Origin of the sequence: Amycolatopsis sp. lyj-23 (assembly GCF_046549135.1) — a bacterium.
Taxonomy (GTDB): Bacteria; Actinomycetota; Actinomycetes; order Mycobacteriales; family Pseudonocardiaceae; genus Amycolatopsis.
In genome coordinates, this window is the sequence record NZ_JAJPWN010000021.1 from 139397 (window position 1) to 156722 (window position 17326).

The 17326-nt window shown below is 73.1% G+C and carries 20 protein-coding genes; 13 read left to right on the forward strand and 7 right to left on the reverse strand.

What is annotated here, in order from left to right; genetic code table 11:
- The first annotated feature begins 14 nt into the window (after positions 1 to 14).
- A complete protein-coding gene (locus tag ACLJPY_RS41350; RefSeq protein WP_410596427.1) occupies positions 15 to 227 on the forward strand; it encodes a hypothetical protein in 213 nt (70 codons plus the stop codon).
- A gap of 375 nt (positions 228 to 602) precedes the next feature.
- On the opposite strand, the gene ACLJPY_RS41355 is transcribed toward ACLJPY_RS41350, so the two are convergent.
- A complete protein-coding gene (locus tag ACLJPY_RS41355; protein WP_410596428.1) occupies positions 603 to 1118 on the reverse strand; it encodes an ATP-binding protein in 516 nt (171 codons plus the stop codon).
- Between the two features lie 248 nt (positions 1119 to 1366).
- Between ACLJPY_RS41355 and rho the strand changes: the two genes are divergently transcribed.
- The gene (rho, locus tag ACLJPY_RS41360) at positions 1367 to 2428 is read left to right on the forward strand and encodes a transcription termination factor Rho (RefSeq protein WP_410596429.1); all 1062 of its coding nucleotides are present in this window, start codon (positions 1367 to 1369) and stop codon (positions 2426 to 2428) included.
- 4 nt (positions 2429 to 2432) lie between these two features.
- Here the strand turns inward: rho and ACLJPY_RS41365 are convergent, their stop codons facing one another.
- On the reverse strand, positions 2433 to 2612 hold the full coding sequence (locus tag ACLJPY_RS41365) for a hypothetical protein (RefSeq protein ID WP_410596430.1): 180 nt from the start codon (positions 2610 to 2612) through the stop codon (positions 2433 to 2435).
- 194 nt (positions 2613 to 2806) lie between these two features.
- Here ACLJPY_RS41365 and ACLJPY_RS41370 point away from each other — a divergent pair, with 194 nt between their 5' ends.
- Positions 2807 to 3736 (forward strand): PrsW family intramembrane metalloprotease, encoded by a 930-nt coding sequence (locus ACLJPY_RS41370; RefSeq protein ID WP_410596431.1) that lies wholly within the window; start codon positions 2807 to 2809, stop codon positions 3734 to 3736.
- A gap of 3 nt (positions 3737 to 3739) precedes the next feature.
- On the opposite strand, the gene ACLJPY_RS41375 is transcribed toward ACLJPY_RS41370, so the two are convergent.
- From ACLJPY_RS41375 to ACLJPY_RS41385, 3 genes are all read right to left on the reverse strand, one after another.
- The gene (locus tag ACLJPY_RS41375) at positions 3740 to 3940 is read right to left on the reverse strand and encodes a DUF3072 domain-containing protein (RefSeq protein WP_378192076.1); all 201 of its coding nucleotides are present in this window, start codon (positions 3938 to 3940) and stop codon (positions 3740 to 3742) included.
- A gap of 66 nt (positions 3941 to 4006) precedes the next feature.
- A complete protein-coding gene (locus ACLJPY_RS41380) occupies positions 4007 to 4429 on the reverse strand; it encodes a hypothetical protein (RefSeq protein ID WP_410596432.1) in 423 nt (140 codons plus the stop codon).
- A gap of 63 nt (positions 4430 to 4492) precedes the next feature.
- Positions 4493 to 5545 (reverse strand): NlpC/P60 family protein, encoded by a 1053-nt coding sequence (locus ACLJPY_RS41385; RefSeq protein WP_410596433.1) that lies wholly within the window; start codon positions 5543 to 5545, stop codon positions 4493 to 4495.
- Between the two features lie 354 nt (positions 5546 to 5899).
- Between ACLJPY_RS41385 and ACLJPY_RS41390 the strand changes: the two genes are divergently transcribed.
- The 5 genes from ACLJPY_RS41390 to ACLJPY_RS41410 all read left to right on the forward strand — a co-directional run bounded on the left by ACLJPY_RS41390 (position 5900) and on the right by ACLJPY_RS41410 (position 10917).
- Positions 5900 to 6103 carry a heavy-metal-associated domain-containing protein gene (locus ACLJPY_RS41390; RefSeq protein ID WP_410596434.1) on the forward strand — a complete coding sequence of 68 codons (204 nt, stop codon included), beginning with the start codon at positions 5900 to 5902 and terminating at the stop codon, positions 6101 to 6103.
- Complete coding sequence (locus tag ACLJPY_RS41395) at positions 6100 to 6948, forward strand: hypothetical protein (protein ID WP_410596435.1); 849 nt, start codon at positions 6100 to 6102, stop codon at positions 6946 to 6948. Before ACLJPY_RS41390 ends, ACLJPY_RS41395 begins: the two co-directional genes overlap by 4 nt.
- Before the next feature lie 44 nt (positions 6949 to 6992).
- Positions 6993 to 9107 (forward strand): heavy metal translocating P-type ATPase, encoded by a 2115-nt coding sequence (locus ACLJPY_RS41400; protein WP_410596541.1) that lies wholly within the window; start codon positions 6993 to 6995, stop codon positions 9105 to 9107.
- Positions 9108 to 9184: 77 nt separating this feature from the next.
- Complete coding sequence (locus tag ACLJPY_RS41405; protein WP_410596436.1) at positions 9185 to 10015, forward strand: peptidoglycan-binding domain-containing protein; 831 nt, start codon at positions 9185 to 9187, stop codon at positions 10013 to 10015.
- An 83-nt stretch (positions 10016 to 10098) separates the two neighbouring features.
- Positions 10099 to 10917, forward strand: a complete 819-nt coding sequence (locus ACLJPY_RS41410) for an LLM class flavin-dependent oxidoreductase (RefSeq protein WP_410596437.1) — start codon at positions 10099 to 10101, stop codon at positions 10915 to 10917.
- Here ACLJPY_RS41410 and ACLJPY_RS41415 read toward each other — a convergent pair.
- Positions 10859 to 11809, reverse strand: coding sequence for a threonine/serine dehydratase (locus tag ACLJPY_RS41415; RefSeq protein WP_410596438.1), 951 nt, complete (start codon positions 11807 to 11809; stop codon positions 10859 to 10861). The genes ACLJPY_RS41410 and ACLJPY_RS41415 overlap by 59 nt on opposite strands.
- Before the next feature lie 85 nt (positions 11810 to 11894).
- On the opposite strand from ACLJPY_RS41415, the gene ACLJPY_RS41420 reads away from it, so the two are divergent.
- Positions 11895 to 12776: a LysR substrate-binding domain-containing protein gene (locus ACLJPY_RS41420; RefSeq protein WP_410596439.1), complete on the forward strand. Its 882-nt coding sequence runs from the start codon at positions 11895 to 11897 to the stop codon at positions 12774 to 12776.
- Between the two features lie 525 nt (positions 12777 to 13301).
- Here the strand turns inward: ACLJPY_RS41420 and ACLJPY_RS41425 are convergent.
- Entirely contained in the window at positions 13302 to 14225 is a 924-nt protein-coding gene (locus ACLJPY_RS41425) for a LysR family transcriptional regulator (RefSeq protein WP_410596440.1), read from the reverse strand.
- Positions 14226 to 14298: 73 nt separating this feature from the next.
- On the opposite strand from ACLJPY_RS41425, the gene ACLJPY_RS41430 reads away from it, so the two are divergent.
- Genes ACLJPY_RS41430 through ACLJPY_RS41445 form a run of 4 tightly spaced genes read left to right on the forward strand, consistent with a single transcriptional unit; the run spans position 14299 to position 17323 of the window.
- Positions 14299 to 15222, forward strand: a complete 924-nt coding sequence (locus tag ACLJPY_RS41430) for a DMT family transporter (protein ID WP_410596441.1) — start codon at positions 14299 to 14301, stop codon at positions 15220 to 15222.
- A 10-nt stretch (positions 15223 to 15232) separates the two neighbouring features.
- Entirely contained in the window at positions 15233 to 16129 is an 897-nt protein-coding gene (locus ACLJPY_RS41435; RefSeq protein WP_410596442.1) for an NAD(P)H-binding protein, read from the forward strand.
- Complete coding sequence (locus tag ACLJPY_RS41440) at positions 16126 to 16740, forward strand: CPBP family intramembrane glutamic endopeptidase (protein WP_410596443.1); 615 nt, start codon at positions 16126 to 16128, stop codon at positions 16738 to 16740. The genes ACLJPY_RS41435 and ACLJPY_RS41440 overlap by 4 nt, the downstream gene beginning before the upstream one ends.
- 4 nt (positions 16741 to 16744) lie before the next feature.
- Positions 16745 to 17323 (forward strand): SecDF P1 head subdomain-containing protein, encoded by a 579-nt coding sequence (locus tag ACLJPY_RS41445; RefSeq protein WP_410596444.1) that lies wholly within the window; start codon positions 16745 to 16747, stop codon positions 17321 to 17323.
- Positions 17324 to 17326: the final 3 nt, after the last annotated feature.

Here is a 17326-nt window from a genome sequence, read left to right on the forward strand (position 1 = left end):
GCTAGCCTCAGCACATGAAAACGGACAACGCGACAGTCCCGGCGCACCAGCTCACCAAGGGCCAGTGGTTCTGGCACGAGCCGGCGCCGGGACTGCCCGCGTGGCAGCTGCAGGTGAATTCGGCGGAGCTGGTCGAGGACTCCGTCGAGATCTTCACGACGGATGGGGAGCGGGAGCTGGTTTCGTACCCGAGGAACAGGCTGGTGCGGTTGGCCGACGTGGCTTGAGGGGATGGTGGGGGTGGGGGATTGAGACTTCTGGGGGGCTCGGGTTGAGGTGGGGGCTCCGCGGGTGAGATGCCGCGCGGGTCGGGAGCGGGAGTACCGCGGGCGAGCTGCCGGCTGGTGAGCTTGGGGCGCCGCCGGATCTTCTCACCTTGCGAAGCCGCGTAAGCCGCTCAACGCGAGCCCGCCAGCCCGCGCGAAGGCGAGCCGGCGGGCTTTGGCGGTAGGCGTGGCCGGTCGGTGCGGCAGGGCTGCCGGTTCGCCGCGATCGGCTCGGCTGGGTGCCGGATCGGGCACGTACCCGTCCCAGACCTACTCGGACCGGTGCTGAACCGGTGGGCGAGTACCGGGCGAACCCGACCGGGCGGCCTCGGCTGATCAGGCTGCGTCGCGCAGGACCGCCGGGCGCCACGTCATGTGGATCGTTGTTCCCGCTGCGCCCGTCTCGATCTCGGACTGGTCCGTCACCTGGTCGATCAGCACCAGGCCGCGGCCACCCGAGGTGCGCAGACCCGCCGTTCGCGGGCGGGTCGCCGAGATCCCGCAGCCGGTGTCCGTCACCGTCACCGTGATCGCGTCGCCCTCGCGGTGGGCCTGCAGACGGGCCCAGCCGTGGCCGTCCGGGTACGCGTGGGCGGCCACGTTGGCCAGGGCTTCGTAGGTCGCCAGCGTGATGTCGTGCTTGCTGTCCGCATCGAGCGGGAACCCGCTCAGCCACTGGATCAGCTTGCGGCGCAGGCCGGCCATCTCGTTGGGCAGCGCGGGCGCCAGTTCTTCGAACGTCGAGGCGACCACGGATCCGGCGGCCGAGCGCTCGGAGGCCGTGGTCCCGGCTTGGTCGGCGTCGGTGCTTTCGCCCGTATCGACGCCAGTTCCCGGGGTATGTCGATACACGATCAGCTCCCATCGTTCAGCCGCAGTTCCCCAGTTCCAAATGGGCTTCCCCCGAGGACTACCCACCGCCACGGAGTCTTACCCGTTGTGCTTCGTGAGAGGTGTCGCTACAGTGGAGGTGCTCCTCGCGGATGCTGGCCCCTCGGCCGCCCGGAGGCAGCTCCCCGGATCCAGGCCCATCGGCCTCTTTCCTTCACTTCCGGCCTCGCCGTCCGTGCGCAGGCCCATCCTCACCTCAGGAGACACCCATGTCTTTTCACGGCATCCTCGACCTGTCCGGCAAAACCTCGTTCGTGCGCCCCGGCTACCGGGAGGCGCCCGACGACGTCGCCCTCCCGGTGTCCGTGCTCCGCAAGCACAACCTGCGGTCCGGCGACGAAATCACCGGCACCGCCGAGAAGATCACCAGCGTCAACGGCCACGACCCGGACGAGCCGCGCCCGCGCTTCGCCGACCTCGTCCCGGTGCACCCGGACCGGCGGCTGCTGCTGGAAACCACGCCGACGCGGCTGCTTCCTCGCGTCATCGACCTCGTCACCCCGCTCGGGCGCGGGCAGCGCGCGCTGGTCGTTTCGCCGCCCAAAGCGGGGAAAACCACCGTGCTGCAGGAAATCGGCCACGGGTTGTCGGTCAACCACCCCGACTGCCGGCTGCTGGTGCTGCTCGCCGACGAACGCCCGGAGGAGGTCACCGAGCTGAGCCGGACCGTGCCCGGGGAAGTGATCGCGTCCACTTTCGACCGGCCGCCCGCCGAACACGTGGCGGTGGCGGAACTCGCCGTCGAGCGCGCGAAACGCTTGGTGGAGCACGGCGAAGACGTCGTCCTGCTGCTCGACTCGCTCACCCGGCTCGGCCGCGCGTACAACCTCTCGGCCCGCCCGTCCGGCCGCACGCTCTCCGGCGGCGTCGACGCGGCCGCGTTGCAGCCGATGAAGCGGATCCTCGGCGCCGCACGCAATGTCGAGGGCGGCGGTTCGCTCACGATCATCGCCACGGCACTGGTGGAGACCGGTTCCCTGGCCGACACGGTGTTCTTCGAAGAGCTGAAGAGCACCGGCAACGCCGAACTGAAGCTCGACCGCAAGACGGCCGAGCGCCGCGTCTTCCCGGCGGTCGACGTGGCGGCCTCCGGCACCCGGCGTGAAGAACTGCTGGTGACGCCGGGCGAACTGGCGGCCATGCGCGAAGTCCGGCGGGCGTTGCCGGGGTCGCACGCGATCGAGCAGCTGCTGGAGCAGCTCCGCAAGACCGGTTCCAACGCCGAGTTCCTGTTCCGCGTGACGGGCGCGGCCCTGCCCGCGGCGGCTTGACCGCTCAGGTGTCGTCGCGGCGCGCCCGCAGTTCGCCGATCACCTTCGCCCCAACGCCCTCGGCATCTTCGGGACGGTCGGCCGGTTCGCCCTCGCCGGGCCGGTAGCGCCGGTCTTCGGCGCGGCCCGGGTCCGGAGTCCCGGCCCGCGCGATCTCGGGTTGCTGTTCGTTCGGTTCGGACATCCCCACGGATACCCACTGGGCGGCCGTCCATTCATCGAGGCGGCTGTCAGCGGGCAGGGCCCGCGGTTCACGGCCTCCCACGGCCGCGCGCCGCCAAGACCGCCGAGGGTCGGCCTCCGCTCACCTCGGCCGGGAAACTGCACCTCCACGGCGCCTCGGGTGCGGACCTCCGGAAACGGGAGCACAGTACCCCCATGGCCCTTCCGTCCGCTCGGCCCGCCGGGGCCCGGTCACGCCGGGTCTGGCTGCGCATGTTCTTCACCGGTGCCCTGCTCTGGGTGCTCGCCGTCGTCGTCACCTTCGTCACCGGTAACCCGAACCTCGTGCCCACGGTGGTGCTTCTGGGCAGCTTCCTCGTGCCCGTCACCTTCGTCGCCTGGGCCTTCGGGCGGCGGCGGAGCGGGGAAGTGACCTCCGAACTGCTCTTCGGCACCTTCGTCGCCGGTGGCGTCCTCGGAGTGCTCGCCGCCTCGCTGCTCGAGTCCTACCTGCTGCATCCCTCCGCCTGGCTGTTCGCCGGGGTCGGGCTGATCGAGGAAGCCGTCAAGCTCGCCGTCCTGGCCGTGCTCACGCGGCACCTGCGGGTCAAGTTCGCCACCGACGGCATGGTGCTGGGCGCCGCCGTCGGGTTCGGGTTCGCCGCCTTCGAGTCGGCCGGGTACGCCTTCACCGCGCTGTTCACCGAGCGGGGGCTCTCGCTGATGGACCTCGTCCAGACCGAGCTGCTCCGCGGCGTGCTCGCCCCGGTCGGGCACGGCCTCTGGACCGCGATCCTCGGCGGCGTGCTCTTCTCCGCCAGCGACCACCGCCACTTCGCCCTGACGCTCCGCCTGCTGCTCAGCTACCTCGGTGTCGCCCTGCTCCACGCCCTGTGGGACGCCATGCACGGCATCGCCCTGGTGCTGACGCTGCTGCTCACCGGCACGCCGTGGCAGTACGTCCAGCTCGAACAGGGCTACCAGCCGCAGCCCACCGCGCTGCAGGCCGACGTCTTCACCGCGCTTTCCTGGGGCGGCCTCGCCCTGGTGGCGGTCATCGGCGTCGGCTGGCTGCTCGCCGTCCGGGCGCGGGCCCGGCGCGGTGAGCAGCCGGCCACCGTGCTGTGGCGGATCCCCGCGAGGTGACCCTCAGGCGCCGCGGCCGGTCGACTTCTGCAGGGCGTCGATCCGCTCGGACGCCTCCGCCTTCGTCAGGTTGTCCGGCACCTCCTCGCCGGCTTCCTGCGCCAGCGTCTGCAGGTAGGACTTCTGCGGCCCGGTCATCGGCTCGTCGCCGGTGGTCCAGTCGCTCGGGTCCTTCTCCGGGTTGGGCTCCACCTGGTCAGTCATCACAGCTCCGATCGAACGTGTGTTCGTGCAAATCCGACTCTAGCGCAGGGGTCCGACGACCGCCGCTCACGAGCCCGCCGGCGGCGTGCTCGGGCCGCCCGCCTCGTGGCCCGGCCGCCCGTGCGTCCGGCGGTCGTCCTTCATCTGCTGTTCGTGCAGGTGACGGCGTCCGCCGGTGAGCGAAGTGAGCAGCTCGCGCTCGAAGTCGCGGCACGCCTTGTAGTAGCCGTCGTCGTACTCCTCGACGACCTGGAACGTCCACCGATCGGGTAACACGTTGAGCCCGATGAGCTCTTCGGAGATCCGCCGCGCCCAGTCGCCGTGCCCGGCCTTCTCGAGCTGTTCCACGGCCTCGCCGAGGGCCAGGTCCGCGCTGCCGGTCAGCTGGTGGAACGAGTAGAGGTGCCCGCGGGCCCGCTCGATCGTCTCCAACGCCTCGGTCACCTTGCCGACGGCCTCGACGGTGGCGGCGTCAGGGTTGTTTTCCATGCGCGCAAAGTGCCCCGTTCCGCGATTTCTACACGTCGCGGAACGGGGCACCCGGGCCGGAAATCACGCCGTGGGGCGCGTGGCTCCCGCGTACTGGCTCAGCAGCGGCGAGATCTTGACGACGTCGCCGCTCGTGGGCGCGTGCACCATCTTGCCGTCGCCGATGTACATGCCGATGTGGGACACGGGGGAGTAGTAGGCCACCAGGTCACCCGGCTGCAGCTGGTCGCGCGACACCGGGGTGCCGAAACCGGCCTGCGCCGACGACGTCCGGGGCAGCGAGATGCCCGCCTGCTGGTACGCCCACTGCATCAGCCCGGAGCAGTCGAACGTGCTCGGGCCGGTGGCGCCCCAGACGTAGGGGCTGCCGAGCTTGCTCAGCGCCGCGTTGACCGCGGTCTGCGCGGCGGCCGTGGGCGCCTTGACGTTCGGCGCCGCTCCGCCGGTGTCCCGCTGGGCGGCGCGGTCCGCGCTGCTGAGGTTCCGGCTCTGCGCTTCGATCTGGTCGATCTGCGCCTGCAGGTCCTTCTTCTTGGCCTCGATGTCCGAAGCCAGCTTCGCGGCCGCGTCGCGGGCGTCCTGCGCCCGCTTCGCCGCGTCGGCGGCCGACTTCTCGGCCGCGGTGGCCTTCGCCGCCGCGGTGTTGAAGTTGTCCAAGGCGGCGTTCTTGTCGGTCGCGATGACCTCGAGCGCCGCGGAGCGGTCCAGGAAGTCCTGAGTGGACGTTCCGGCCAGCAGCGCCGACAGCTTGTTCAGCTGGACGCCGCTGGTGAACGACGCGTCGGCGAACTTGTCCACTTCGGACTGGTACTGCCGCTTCGCGTCGATCGCCTGTGCGCCGGCGTTCTTCGCGGCGGTGACGTCGGCGTTGGCCTTGTCGAGCTGACCCTGCTTGGCGGTCAGGTCGTCCTGGGCCCGGAGCAGGTCTTCGTTGAGCTTCTCCGCCTGGGCCGCGAGGTCGCGGTACTTGGCGAGGGCGTCCGACCCGGCGGGCGGCGCCTGGAGGACGGGGACGGGGGCGGCGGTGGCCACCGGCTGGGCCATGGTGACGACGGTGATCACCGAGGCCGCGGCGAGGGCACCTGACACCACGCGCTTGACGGGATGCGAACGCATTCTCGCGCGGGTCTCCTTTGCTGATCGGCCGCCGACGGGTACCGGGACGGCGAGTCGGGGGCCTCGCCCGTGCCCGGGGCGCGCTCGACCGCAACAGGAAGAGCCCGCGGTGGGGTCCGGTACCCGGCAGGGGGTATCGGCGGCGATCTCGCGTCGCCGTCTGGGGACGACCGGGGGCCGCGAGATCTCGAACAGGTTACGAAACGAGTACGTCGCCGTCCAGAGCGGGGTATCAGAAACCCAGCGTGACGCTGGACAACACGGCTGGACCAGTGGCAACGCACCCGAATGTGGCAGGCATTACACACCGTTACTGCTGTTGCTTACCCTACCCCCCTAGGGTATCTATGAGGCATGACGAACTCGACCTACACCGTCACCGGTATGACCTGCGGCCACTGCGCCCGGTCGGTGGAAGAGCAGCTCCGCGGACTCGACGGCGTGACCGGCGTCGCCGTGGACCTCGGCACCGGCGCGGTGACCGTGCACAGCACCGCGACCCTGTCCGCCGACGACGTCCGCGGTGCCGTGGAAGAAGCGGGATACCGGCTGGCATGAACACCGCAGCGAAGCTCTCCGCCTACGGCGCGGCCCTCGCGGTCGTCGCCGTCACCGGCTGGGTGGCCGGCACCGCCGTCGGTCCCCTTCCCGAGGCGGCGGCCCACCAGGACGCCCACCCCGCCACGGAGGCCGCGGACCACCAGCCCGGCGGGCTGGCCTCGTCCGCGGGCGGCTACACCCTCACACCCGCCACCACGACGCTCACGCCCGGCACCACCACGACGTTCGCGTTCAAGATCACCGGTCCGGACGGCGCCGCCGTGACCGCTTACGACGTCGAGCACGAGAAGCGGCTGCACTTCATCGTTGTCCGCCGCGACACGACCGGCTACCGGCACCTGCACCCCGACCTGGCCCCCGACGGCACCTGGACCGTGCCGATCCCGGTCGGCGGAGCGGGCAGCTACCGCGCCTTCGCGGACTTCACGCCGTCCGGCGGGACAGCGCGGACACTCGGCGTCGACCTGATCGCGCCCGGGCTGTTCCAGCCGGTCGAACACCCGGAGTCACGCACCGCCGACGTCGACGGCTACCGCGTCCGGCTCGACGGCGACCTGGTCCCCGGCCGCTCCTCCCGCGTGACGGCGACGGTGACCCGGGACGGCCGCCCGGTCACCGACCTGCAGCCCTACCTGGGTGCGTACGGCCACCTCGTCGCCCTCCGCGGCGGCGACCTCGGGTACCTGCACGTCCACCCCGGCGACGGGAACACCGCGGCCGTGACCTTCTTCGCCGAGGTGCCCTCCGCCGGGACCTACCGCCTGTTCCTGGACTTCCGCCACGGCGGCGTCGTCCGCACCGCCGAGTTCACCGTCACCACCGCGGAAGGGGGCCGGCCGTGACCGTGCACCTGGAGAAAGCCGAGGTCGAGCTGGCCATCACCGGCATGACCTGCGCGTCCTGCGCCATGCGGGTCGAACGCAAGCTCAACAAGCTGGACGGCGTCACCGCGAGCGTCAACTACGCCACGGAGAAGGCGAAGGTCTCCTACGCCGGCGACGTCGCTCCGGAGGACCTCGTGAAGCAGGTCGAAGCGGCGGGTTACGGCGCAGCGCTGCCCGCCGCCGAACCCGAGGCGCCGGCGGCCGACGACCCCACCCGGACGCTGCGGCAGCGCCTGCTCGGCTCGGCGGCGCTGAGCGTCCCGGTCATCGTCCTGGCGATGGTGCCGGCCTGGCAGTTCACCTACTGGCAGTGGATTTCGCTCGCCCTCGCCGCGCCGGTCGTCGCCTGGGGCGCGTGGCCGTTCCACCGCGCCGCGTTCGCCAACCTGCGCCACGGCGCCGCCACCATGGACACGCTCATCTCGATCGGCACGCTCGCCGCGTTCGGCTGGTCGCTCTACGCGCTGCTCTTCGGCAGCGCCGGCCCGCCCGGCCTGACCCACCCGTTCGAACTCACCGTCGAGCGGATGACCGGCGACGGCGCGATCTACCTCGAGGTCGCCGCCGGCGTCACGACGTTCATCCTGGCCGGCCGCTACTTCGAGGCCCGCTCCAAGCACCGCGCCGGTGCCGCCCTGCGGGCGCTGCTGGACCTCGGCGCCAAGGACGTCGCCGTCCTGCGCGACGGCGGGGAACAGCGCGTGCCGATCGGCGACCTCGCCGTCGGCGACCGGTTCGTGGTGCGGCCGGGGGAGAAGGTCGCGACCGACGGCGTCGTCGAAGACGGCGGGGCCGCGATCGACGCGAGCCTGCTGACCGGCGAAAGCGTGCCGGTCGAGGTCGGGCCGGGAGACGCCGTCGCCGGCGCGACGGTGAACGCCGGCGGCCGGCTGGTCGTCCGCGCCACCCGCGTCGGCGCCGACACGCAGCTGGCGCAGACCGCCCGGCTGGTCGAGCAGGCGCAGACCGGCAAGGCGCAGGTGCAGCGGCTCGCCGACCGCGTCTCGGCGGTGTTCGTCCCGATCGTCATCGCGCTCGCCGCGGCGACGCTGGCGTTCTGGCTCGGCGCCGGGGGACCGCCGTCGGCCGCGTTCACCGCCGCGGTCGCCGTGCTGATCATCGCGTGCCCGTGCGCGCTCGGCCTCGCGACGCCGACGGCGCTGCTCGTCGGCACCGGCCGCGGCGCCCAGCTGGGGATCCTCATCAAGGGACCCGAAGTGCTCGAGTCCACCCGCCGCGTCGACACCGTGGTGCTCGACAAGACCGGCACGGTGACCACCGGGAAGATGACGCTGGTGCAGGGCGACGGCGAAGTGCTGCGCCTGGCGGGCGCGGTCGAAGCCGCGTCCGAACACCCGGTGGCGCGGGCGATCGCCGACGCCGCCCGCGACCGCTTCGGGACGCTGCCGTCCGTTGCGGACTTCCACAGCACGCCGGGACTCGGCGTCGAAGGCGTCGTCGAGGGACACCGGGTCGTCGTCGGCCGCGCGGAGTTCGCCGGCGATGACGCGGCGGAGCACCCCGGCACCACGGTCTCCGTGGCCTGGGACGGCGAAGTGCGCGGGCGGCTGGTCGTCGCGGACACCGTGAAGCCGACGTCCGCCGAGGCGGTCCGGCGGCTGCGCGGCCTCGGCCTGACGCCGGTGCTGCTGACCGGCGACAACGAGGTGGTCGCCCGCGCCGTCGCGGCCGAGGTCGGCATCGAGCGCGTCATCGCGGAGGTGCTGCCGAAGGACAAGGCCGACGTCGTGGCGCGGCTGCAGGCGGACGGCAAGGTCGTCGCCATGGCGGGCGACGGCGTCAACGACGCCGCCGCGCTCGCCCGGGCCGACCTGGGCCTGGCCATGGGCACCGGCACCGACGCCGCGATCGAGGCGGCCGACCTGACGCTCGCGCGCGGCGACCTGCTCGCCGCGGCCGACGCGATCCGGCTGTCGCGCCGGACGCTGCGGACGATCAAGGGCAACCTGTTCTGGGCGTTCGCCTACAACGTCGCGGCGCTGCCACTCGCCGCCGCCGGCCTGCTGAACCCGATGCTCGCCGGCGCGGCGATGGCGGTCAGCTCGGTCTTCGTGGTGACGAACAGCCTGCGCCTGCGCGGGTTCCGGGCCGGGTGAATCCGGTTTGTACGTCCCTTGTACCCGATTGCGTGATCCTCCTTCCCGTACCGAATTCCGACCGATGGAGGACCAGGATGTTCACGAAGGCCGCCGTGCTCACGGCGCTCACCGCGGCGACGTTCGCCGTGGCCGCACCGGCCCACGCCGGAACCGCGGTCACGACGGCGCTGCCGACGGCCAACATGGAGGCCGTGCTGAAGGCGGCCCAGATCGACCCGCGCCGCGCCGACGACACCCAGACCCCGGGCGCGCACGACAGCGTCCTGCTCGTCGAGCAGGCGCTGCAGGCGAAGGGGCTGCTTGACGGCCAGTACGTCGACGGGTACTTCGGCACCACCACGATTTCGGCGTACTCGCAGTACCAGAAGTCGCTGGGCTACAGCGGCCTCGACGCCTCCGGCCTGCCCGGCAAGACGTCGCTGGAGAAGCTGGGCGAAGGCCGGTACACGGTCACCAACCCGATCTCCGCCGGCAGCCAGGTCACCTACCACGGCAAGACCCTCAACACCCGCACGAAGGCGATGCTCGTTGCGGCGGAAGGAAAGGCGGGCTTCCAGGTCAGCCTGACGCAGGGTTCGTACAACCCGGGCGGCGTCGACGCCTCGGCCGGGACGCACGACGGCGGCGGCGCGATGGACATCTCGGTGTCCGGGATGTCCGCGACCACCCGGACCACCCTGCTGAAGGCGCTCCGCAACGTCGGTTTCGCGGCCTGGTACCGGACCCCGGCGCAGGGCTTCGAGTACCACATCCACGCGATGGCCGTCTCCGACCCGGACCTGTCCTCGGGTGCGCAGCACCAGACCGGCGACTACTACCTGGGCATGAACGGCCTGGCCGGCCGCGGCGCCGACGACGGCCCGCAGGTCCCGAAGGTCACCTGGGAGGAATACCAGCGCGGCTGACGCCGGTCGTGCGCCCGGCCGTGGTGGCACGGCCGGGCGCTCCGGTGGTTTGATCGAAGGACCAACGACTTGGGGGTGCTTCGATGCCGCAGAAGGCGTTCCGGTTCGGCGTGGTCGCGGGCGCGACCGAGGGCGGGGCGAAGTGGCTCGCCACCGCTCGCCGCGCCGAAGAACTCGGCTATGCGACCCTGCTGTGCCCGGACAACCTGAACATGCCGACGCCGACCGCGGCGCTCGCGGCCGCCGCGGCGGCGACGAGTGAGCTGCGCGTCGGCTCGTTCGTCCTGGCCAGCCCGCTGCGCACCGCTCGCGCGGCGGCCTGGGAGGCGCACAGCCTCACCGTCGTCACCGACGGGCGGTTCGAACTCGGCCTCGGCACCGGACGGCCGGAAATGCGGCAGCAGGCCGGGGAACTCGGGCTGCCCTACGGTTCGGGGCAGGAGCGGCTCGACTCGATTTCCGAGACGGTCGACCACGTCCGACGGCTCGACGGCGACGCGCACACACCGGTGATGATCGCCGCGGGCGGCCCGAAGGCGCGCCGGCTGGCCGGGGCGAAGGCCGACATCGTCACGATGGCCGGCGGTGTGCTGACCACCCGCGACGAGATGACCGGGTACGTCGAAGAAGTCCGGTCGGCGGCCGGCGAGCGCGACCTCGAGCTGGCGATGAACATCTGGGTCGTCGGCGAGCAGGTGCCGCCGTGGATCCGCGGCTTCATCGGGGTCGACGCCGAGACGCTCGTCGAGCACGACTCCCTGGCCATCCTCCGCGGCAGCGTCGACGACATGGTGGCCGAGCTCGAACGCCGCCGCGAAGAGCAGGGCCTGTCCTACATCAGCGTCAACGGCGCGTTCCTGGAGGAGTTCGCGCCGGTGGTGGCGCGGCTGTCGGGGAAGTGAGCGTCGCCGGGTCGGTGTTGGCGCCGCAGAGCAGGACGGCGAGCCGCTCGCCCGGCGCGGGCCGGTAGGCGCCGGAGAGCAGGGCGGCGAACGCGGTCGCCCCGCCGGGTTCGACGGCGAGGCGGTAGCGGTCCCACAGCGCCGCCCTGGCTTCGACGATCGCGGCGTCGTCCACCAGCACCGAGCCGGTGTTCGCGCGGGTGGCGACCGCGAAGGCGATGTCACCGAGGCGGGACGCGCCCAGGGAGTCGGCGGCGACCCCGCCGACGCCGACCGTGACCGGCTCGCCCGCGGCCAGCGCCGAGTGCAGCGTCGGGATCGTGCGTGGTTCGACGCCGACCACGCGCGCCCGGCCTTCGACCGCGGCGGCGACCCCGGCCAGCAACCCGCCGCCGCCGACCGCGACGAGGATCGTGTCCAGGCCGCCGGTCTGCTCCAGCAGCTCGAGGCCGAGGGTGCCCTGCCCGGCGCAGATGTCGGGGTGGTCGTAGGCGTGGCAGAAAAGCGCGCCGGAGTCCGCGGCGTCCTTCACGGCGGCGTCGTAGGCGTCGGCGTACTTCTCGCCGACCAGCTCCACCGCCGCGCCGAGCTGCCGCAGTTTCGCGACCTTGACCGCGGGCGCGGTCGCCGGGACGTAGACCCTTGCGGTGAGGCCGAATTCGCGGGCGGCGTAGGCGACGGCGAGGCCGGCGTTGCCACCCGAGGCGGTCACGACCGCGATCTGCTCGCCGGCGGCGAGGATCCGGTTGAACGCGCCGCGGGCCTTGAACGACCCGGTGTGCTGCAGCTGCTCCAGCTTGAACCACACGCCGTCGTCGGCCAACACCGGTGTCCGGCGGACCCGGCCCTCGATGCGCGCGGCCGCCCGTGCCACATCCGCAGTGCTGATCATGGGCTCCAGCATGCGCGCGGACCGCCGTAAGCACCAGCTGCGTCTCCTATGCTGGCGTTAGCAGACCTTACGGCTGGAGGCCTCCGTGCTCGACGCCCACCGCCTCGCCCTGCTGGCCGAGGTCGCGCACGCCGGCTCGATCGCCGCGGCCGCGCAGCGGCTTTCCTTCACGCCGTCCGCGGTCTCGCAGCAGCTGGCCAAGCTGGAGCGCGACGTCGGCGCCCGCGTGCTGCACCGCCACGCCCGAGGCGTCACCCTCACACCGGTCGGGGAGGCGCTGCTGACCCACGCCGAGGCGATCGCCGGCGAGCTGCGCACCGCCGAGCGGACGGCCCGCGCCCTGCGCGACGAGGAGCTGACCGTCGGCACGTTCGCGAGCGCGGGCATGACTCTGGTGCCCGCCGCGCTCGCCGGGTTCCGCCGCGACCACCCCGGGGTGGCCCTGCGGCTGCTGGACCTCGAGCCGCCCGACGGGTACGGGCTGGTCCGCTCGCGCGAGCTGGACCTGCTCATCACCCACCGCTATCCCGGCGCGCCGCTGCCGGACCCGCGTGGCCTGACCCGGACGCTCCTGCGTTCCGAGCGGTTCCGGCTGATCCTGCCCCCGGGACACCCGAAGGCCCGCGCCCGCCGGCTCACCCTGCCGGACCTGGCCGCCGAGGACTGGATTTCCGGCAGTCCGGGCGTGCCCAATCGCGCCTGCCTCGAGCAGCTCGCCGACGCCGCCGGCGCCGCGCTGCGGGTGGCGTACGAGACGCGGGACTACCAGGTGATCCTCGCCCTGGTGGAGGCCGGGCTGGGCATCGCGTTCGTGCCGGAGAGCGTGCTCGAACGGGCCGGCCCGTCGCGCGTCGAGGTGCGCGACGCCGCGGACGCGAAGCCCGCGCGGGAGATCTTCCTGGTGCACCACCGCCGGCCGGGGGAGCTGGTGACCGAGATGGTGGCGCGGCTCAGCCGTCCCCGGTAGCCCGCTCGGCGGCCGGAAACCGGAGGGGGCTCGGCAAGTGGCGGACGCGGCCGGGGGCTGGTCGGCTTGGACCACCTCACCATCCACACCGCAGCCGTGGGCTTCACGACGAGCGTGCTGTACGACCGCGCCGGCACGGGCTGGAGCGGCCCGGCCGGGCCGCCGCGCACGGCGGCCGAGGTGGCGACGGAGCTGCGTGCCCTCCTGCGCGCCGCCGGCGTCACCGGGCCCTGCGTGCTCGCCGCCCACTCCCTCGACGCGGCGTACGCCCGGCGGTTCGCCCACCTGCCCGCGGAGGCGGCCGGTCTGAACGAAGAGATGAAGCGGGCGGCCGCGGAGCTGCCCGACCTGACCGAAGACCAGGTCCGCGCCGCGCGGGCGCAGTGCCCGGAGCTGCTTGCGGAATGGCCGCCCGAGGTGCGCCGCGGGGTGCGCACCGCGTGCTCGACGACGCGGCGCACCAGTTCCGGCACATCCAGCGCGAGGATGCCGTGGTGCAGGCCGTCCGCGACCTCTGCCGAAGGCTCAGCCCGCCGGCCGTCCGACGCTTTCGAACCGCGCCGACGCCGCCCGCAACGCATCCAGGCAGGCCCGCACCGCGCCGTGGTCCTCCTCGCCCGCCCGGCAGACCGCGTAGATCGTGCGGCTCAGGGCCGGGCGGGTGGTCAGGATCCGCACCCCGTCCGGCAGCCGGTCGCGGGCCAGCCGGGGGACCAGCGCCGCGCCCACACCGCCCGCCACCAGGGCCAGCTGGGTCGGGTAGCCGCCGACCGTGCAGCTGATCCGCGGCTCCAGCCCCTGCTTGCGCAGCACCTGCACCAGCCACTCGTGGCAGCCGGACCCGGCGGTCCAGCCGATCCACGGCAGATCGTCCACTTCGGACAGGTCGACCGCCTTGCGGTGGGCCAGCCGGTGCCCGGCGGGCAGGGCGAGGTCGGCGACGTCGGAGAACAGCGCGACGCGGGTCGTCGACGACGGGAGCACGGCCGGGCGGTCGGTCCAGCTCTCCAGCACCGCCACGTCGAGGTCGCCGGCCAGCACGCGCGGCACCGTCTGCTCGGCCTCGCCCTCGTGCAGCGTCACGGCCAGCCGCGGGTGCTGGGCGGCGAGCGTGGCCAGCGCGGGCGGCAGCAGGGCGTGCACCGTCGTCGGGATCGCGCCGATCCGCAGCGGCCCGATGACGTCTTCGCGCAGCAGTTCCAGGTCCGCCTTCGCCTTGGCGACCTGCGCGAGGATCCGCTCGGCGTGCCCGGCCAGCACCTGGCCCGCCTTCGTCAGCCGGACCCCGCGGCCGCGGGGCTCCAGCAGCGCTTGGCCCGCCTCCCGCTCCAGCTTCGCCAGCTGCTGCGACACCCCCGACGGCGTCACGTGGAGGGACTCGGCCGCCGCGGCAACCGAGCCGTGGGTCGCGACCGCGCGCAGCGCCCGCATCCGCTCGAGTCCGAACACGGTAGGGATGCTACCGAATTCCGCGCAGAAACATTCGCTTGTCGTTGACAGTCGCCGCCCGCAGGCTGGAGGCGTGACCACGACCGCGTCCCGGCCCGTGCCGGCGTTCACCCACCGCTTCGACCCGCGGCTGCTGGCCGCGCTCGGCAGCTTCTGCATCTCGCTGTCGTCGGTCTTCATCAAGGTTTCGCACGTCAGCGGCAGCACGAGCGCGTTCTGGCGCTGCCTGCTCGCGTGTCCGGTGCTGCTCCTGCTGGCCGGGCGCGAACGGCGGAAGGCCGGCCCGGCGCCGCGCCGCCGCGTGCTCTTCCCCCTGCTCGCCGGAACCGGGCTCGGCCTCGACTTCGTGCTGTGGGGCGAGGCGATCCCGCGGGTGGGGGCCGGCATCGCGACCGTCCTCCTCGCCGTGCAGGTGGTGATCGTGCCGCTGCTGGCGTTCGCCTTCCTGGCCGAGCGGCCGTCGAAGCGGTTCCTCCTCGCGGTGCCGGTGCTGCTGGGCGGGATCGTGCTGGCCGGCGGGTTCGCCGGCACCGGTTCGTTCGGCCCGGACCCGGTGACCGGCGCGGTCGCGGCCCTGCTCGCCGGCGCCGGGTACGCCGGTTACCTCTTCCTGATCCGGCTCAGCGGCGGCACGGGGACGCAGGCGCACTCGCTGGTGCTGGCCACGGTGTCCGCCGGCGTGGTCGCCGTCGTGCTCGGCGTCCCGACCGGCACGCTCGACCTGACGCCCGGCTGGTCCGCGTTCGGCTGGCTGGTCGCGCTCGCCGGCGTCGGCCAGCTGGCGGGCTGGCTGCTGATCTCCGCGGCGCTGCCCCGGATGTCCGCCACCACGGGGGCGACGCTGATGCTGCTGCAACCGGTCGGTGCGGTGCTGCTCGGCATCGGCCTGCTCGGCGAGGCGCCCGGGTGGGCGCAGCTGGCCGGGTGCGCGGGTGTCGTGGCCGCGGTCTGCTTCGCCGGCGGCGGACGATCTGCGCGCGAAGACCGTCCCGGCTAACGTCGCAGGCATGCGAGTGCTGGTGGCCGGGGCGTCGGGGTTCGTCGGCAGCCGGTTGTGCCCGGCGCTCGAGGCGGCCGGGCACGAGGTCCTCGCGATGACCCGCCACCCCGCGAAGTACCGCGGCGCCGGGAAGGCCGTCCGCGGCGACGTCGCCGACGTGGGTTCCCTGCGGGACGCGCTCAAGGGCGTCGAAGCCGCGTACTACCTCGTGCATTCACTCGACAGTGTGGACTTCAAGCGCCGCGACGCCGACGCCGCGCGCGCGTTCGCCCGGGCCGCCGAGGGCGCGGGCCTGCGCCGGATCGTCTACCTCGGCGGCCTCGGGGACGACGAAGATGCGCTGTCGGAACACCTGGCCAGCCGCCGCGAGGTCGAGCGGCTGCTGGGCGAGACCGGCGTGCCGGTGACGGTGCTGCGCGCCGGGATCGTGATCGGCCACGGCGGGACGTCGTGGGAGCTGACGCGGCAGCTGGTCGAGCACCTGCCGGCGATGATCACCCCGCGCTGGGTCAAGACCCGCACCCAGCCGATCGCGGTCGCCGACGTCGTCCGCTACCTGGTCGGCGTCCTCGACCACCCGGAGGCCGCCGGGCGGACGTTCGACATCGGCGGCCCGGAAGTGCTGGCCTACCGCGACATGCTGCTGCGCGTGGCGGCGATCGAGGGCAGGCCGCTGGTGATCCTGCCGGTGCCGCTGCTGTCCCCGCGCCTGTCGTCGTACTGGCTTTCGCTCGTCACGGACATCGACCTCACGACCGGGCGGGCGCTGATCGACTCGATGACCAACGAGGTCGTCGTCCGCGACGACGCCATCCGCCGGATCGTCGAGTTCGAGCCGCTGGGGTACGACGAAGCCGTGCTGCAGGCCTTGGGCGAACGGGCGAAGAGCAGGCGTCCCGCGTGAAGCCGTTCCTCGCGGCGGTGACCGCCGCCGGATCCGGCCTGCTCGGCGCGTCACTGGCGAGCCGCCCCGGTTCCCGCCGGTTCCACGTGCTCACGGCGTCGGTCGCGGCGACGTGGCTCGCCGGCGCCCAGGCGGCCGGCCCGGTGCCCCGTGGCCGCCGGGACGTCGTTCAGCCGGCGGTGGCGGGCGCGGGCGCGTTCGGCGTGTTCTACGGCTGCGCGCTGGTGGCCCGCCGCATCCCGCCGCTGCGCCGGGCGATCGCCGGAGTGCTGACCCACGCCCACCGCGGTTCGACGGTCTCGGTGGCGGCGACGGCGTTGCTCACGGGCGCGGCGGAGGAAGTGTTCTTCCGCGGCGCGCTCTACGACGCGACCGGACCGAGGACGTCGACGGCGGTGTACGTGCTGTCCACGACGGCGACCCGGAACCCGGCGCTGGTGCTGGCGTCGGCGGTGATGGGGACGGTGTTCGCGTGGCAGCGCGGCCGATCCGGCGGAGTCCAGGCGCCGGTGCTGACGCACGTGGTGTGGTCGGCGCTGATGCTGGCGTTCATGCCGCGCCTGTTCCCGCCCGAAACGCTCGACCCGCCCGGGGCGCGCACGCCAGGATGACCGCGTGCGGACCTTTTTCGCGGCCAGCGCCGTTCTCGTCGCCGTTGCCGGGTGCCAGGCCGGTGTGCCGGTGAAGGACGGGACGCACCTGCGGTTCCGGCCGGTCCTGAGCGAGCTGCCCGCCGGGCCCGCGGCCGGGCCGCCGGGACAGCGGCAGGGCACGGACCCCGCCACCCAGGACGCCGCCGCGCGAGCGCTGCCGTGCGTGCCGGAGCAGCCGGACGAGCTCGACGGCCGCGACGACCCGGCGCTGCCGCTGGTCGGCTGCGACCGCACGCGAGGTATCCGGTACGTGCTCGGCCCCGGTTTCCTCAGCGGTGCGGAAGTGGACTCGGTGGAGGCGGGCGTCGATCCGCTGACGGGTGGTTCCGTCATCACCTTCAGCTTCACCGAAGCCGGGACGGCGACCTGGGCGGAGTGGACCGGTCACCACATCGGCAAGCGGCTCGCGGTGGTCTTGAAGAGCCGGGTGCTCGGCACGGCGGCGATCTACTCGACCATCGCCGACGGGATGCTGCGGATCAAGGTGACGTCCCCCGGCCCGGGCGCGCAGCAGCTCGTACAGGAGATCACCGGCGCCTGACGC

Excerpts from the sequence above, each read along its gene's own strand:
- ACLJPY_RS41350 (WP_410596427.1), top strand. The coding sequence starts at position 15 with ATGAAAACGGACAACGCGACAGTCCCGGCGCACCAGCTCACCAAGGGC.
- rho (WP_410596429.1), top strand. The coding sequence starts at position 1,367 with ATGTCTTTTCACGGCATCCTCGACCTGTCCGGCAAAACCTCGTTCGTG.
- ACLJPY_RS41365 (WP_410596430.1), bottom strand. The coding sequence starts at position 2,612 with ATGTCCGAACCGAACGAACAGCAACCCGAGATCGCGCGGGCCGGGACT.
- ACLJPY_RS41370 (WP_410596431.1), top strand. The coding sequence starts at position 2,807 with ATGGCCCTTCCGTCCGCTCGGCCCGCCGGGGCCCGGTCACGCCGGGTC.
- ACLJPY_RS41375 (WP_378192076.1), bottom strand. The coding sequence starts at position 3,940 with ATGACTGACCAGGTGGAGCCCAACCCGGAGAAGGACCCGAGCGACTGG.
- ACLJPY_RS41380 (WP_410596432.1), bottom strand. The coding sequence starts at position 4,429 with ATGGAAAACAACCCTGACGCCGCCACCGTCGAGGCCGTCGGCAAGGTG.
- ACLJPY_RS41385 (WP_410596433.1), bottom strand. The coding sequence starts at position 5,545 with ATGCGTTCGCATCCCGTCAAGCGCGTGGTGTCAGGTGCCCTCGCCGCG.
- ACLJPY_RS41390 (WP_410596434.1), top strand. The coding sequence starts at position 5,900 with ATGACGAACTCGACCTACACCGTCACCGGTATGACCTGCGGCCACTGC.
- ACLJPY_RS41395 (WP_410596435.1), top strand. The coding sequence starts at position 6,100 with ATGAACACCGCAGCGAAGCTCTCCGCCTACGGCGCGGCCCTCGCGGTC.
- ACLJPY_RS41400 (WP_410596541.1), top strand. The coding sequence starts at position 6,993 with ATGACCTGCGCGTCCTGCGCCATGCGGGTCGAACGCAAGCTCAACAAG.
- ACLJPY_RS41405 (WP_410596436.1), top strand. The coding sequence starts at position 9,185 with ATGTTCACGAAGGCCGCCGTGCTCACGGCGCTCACCGCGGCGACGTTC.
- ACLJPY_RS41410 (WP_410596437.1), top strand. The coding sequence starts at position 10,099 with ATGCCGCAGAAGGCGTTCCGGTTCGGCGTGGTCGCGGGCGCGACCGAG.
- ACLJPY_RS41415 (WP_410596438.1), bottom strand. The coding sequence starts at position 11,809 with ATGATCAGCACTGCGGATGTGGCACGGGCGGCCGCGCGCATCGAGGGC.
- ACLJPY_RS41435 (WP_410596442.1), top strand. The coding sequence starts at position 15,233 with ATGCGAGTGCTGGTGGCCGGGGCGTCGGGGTTCGTCGGCAGCCGGTTG.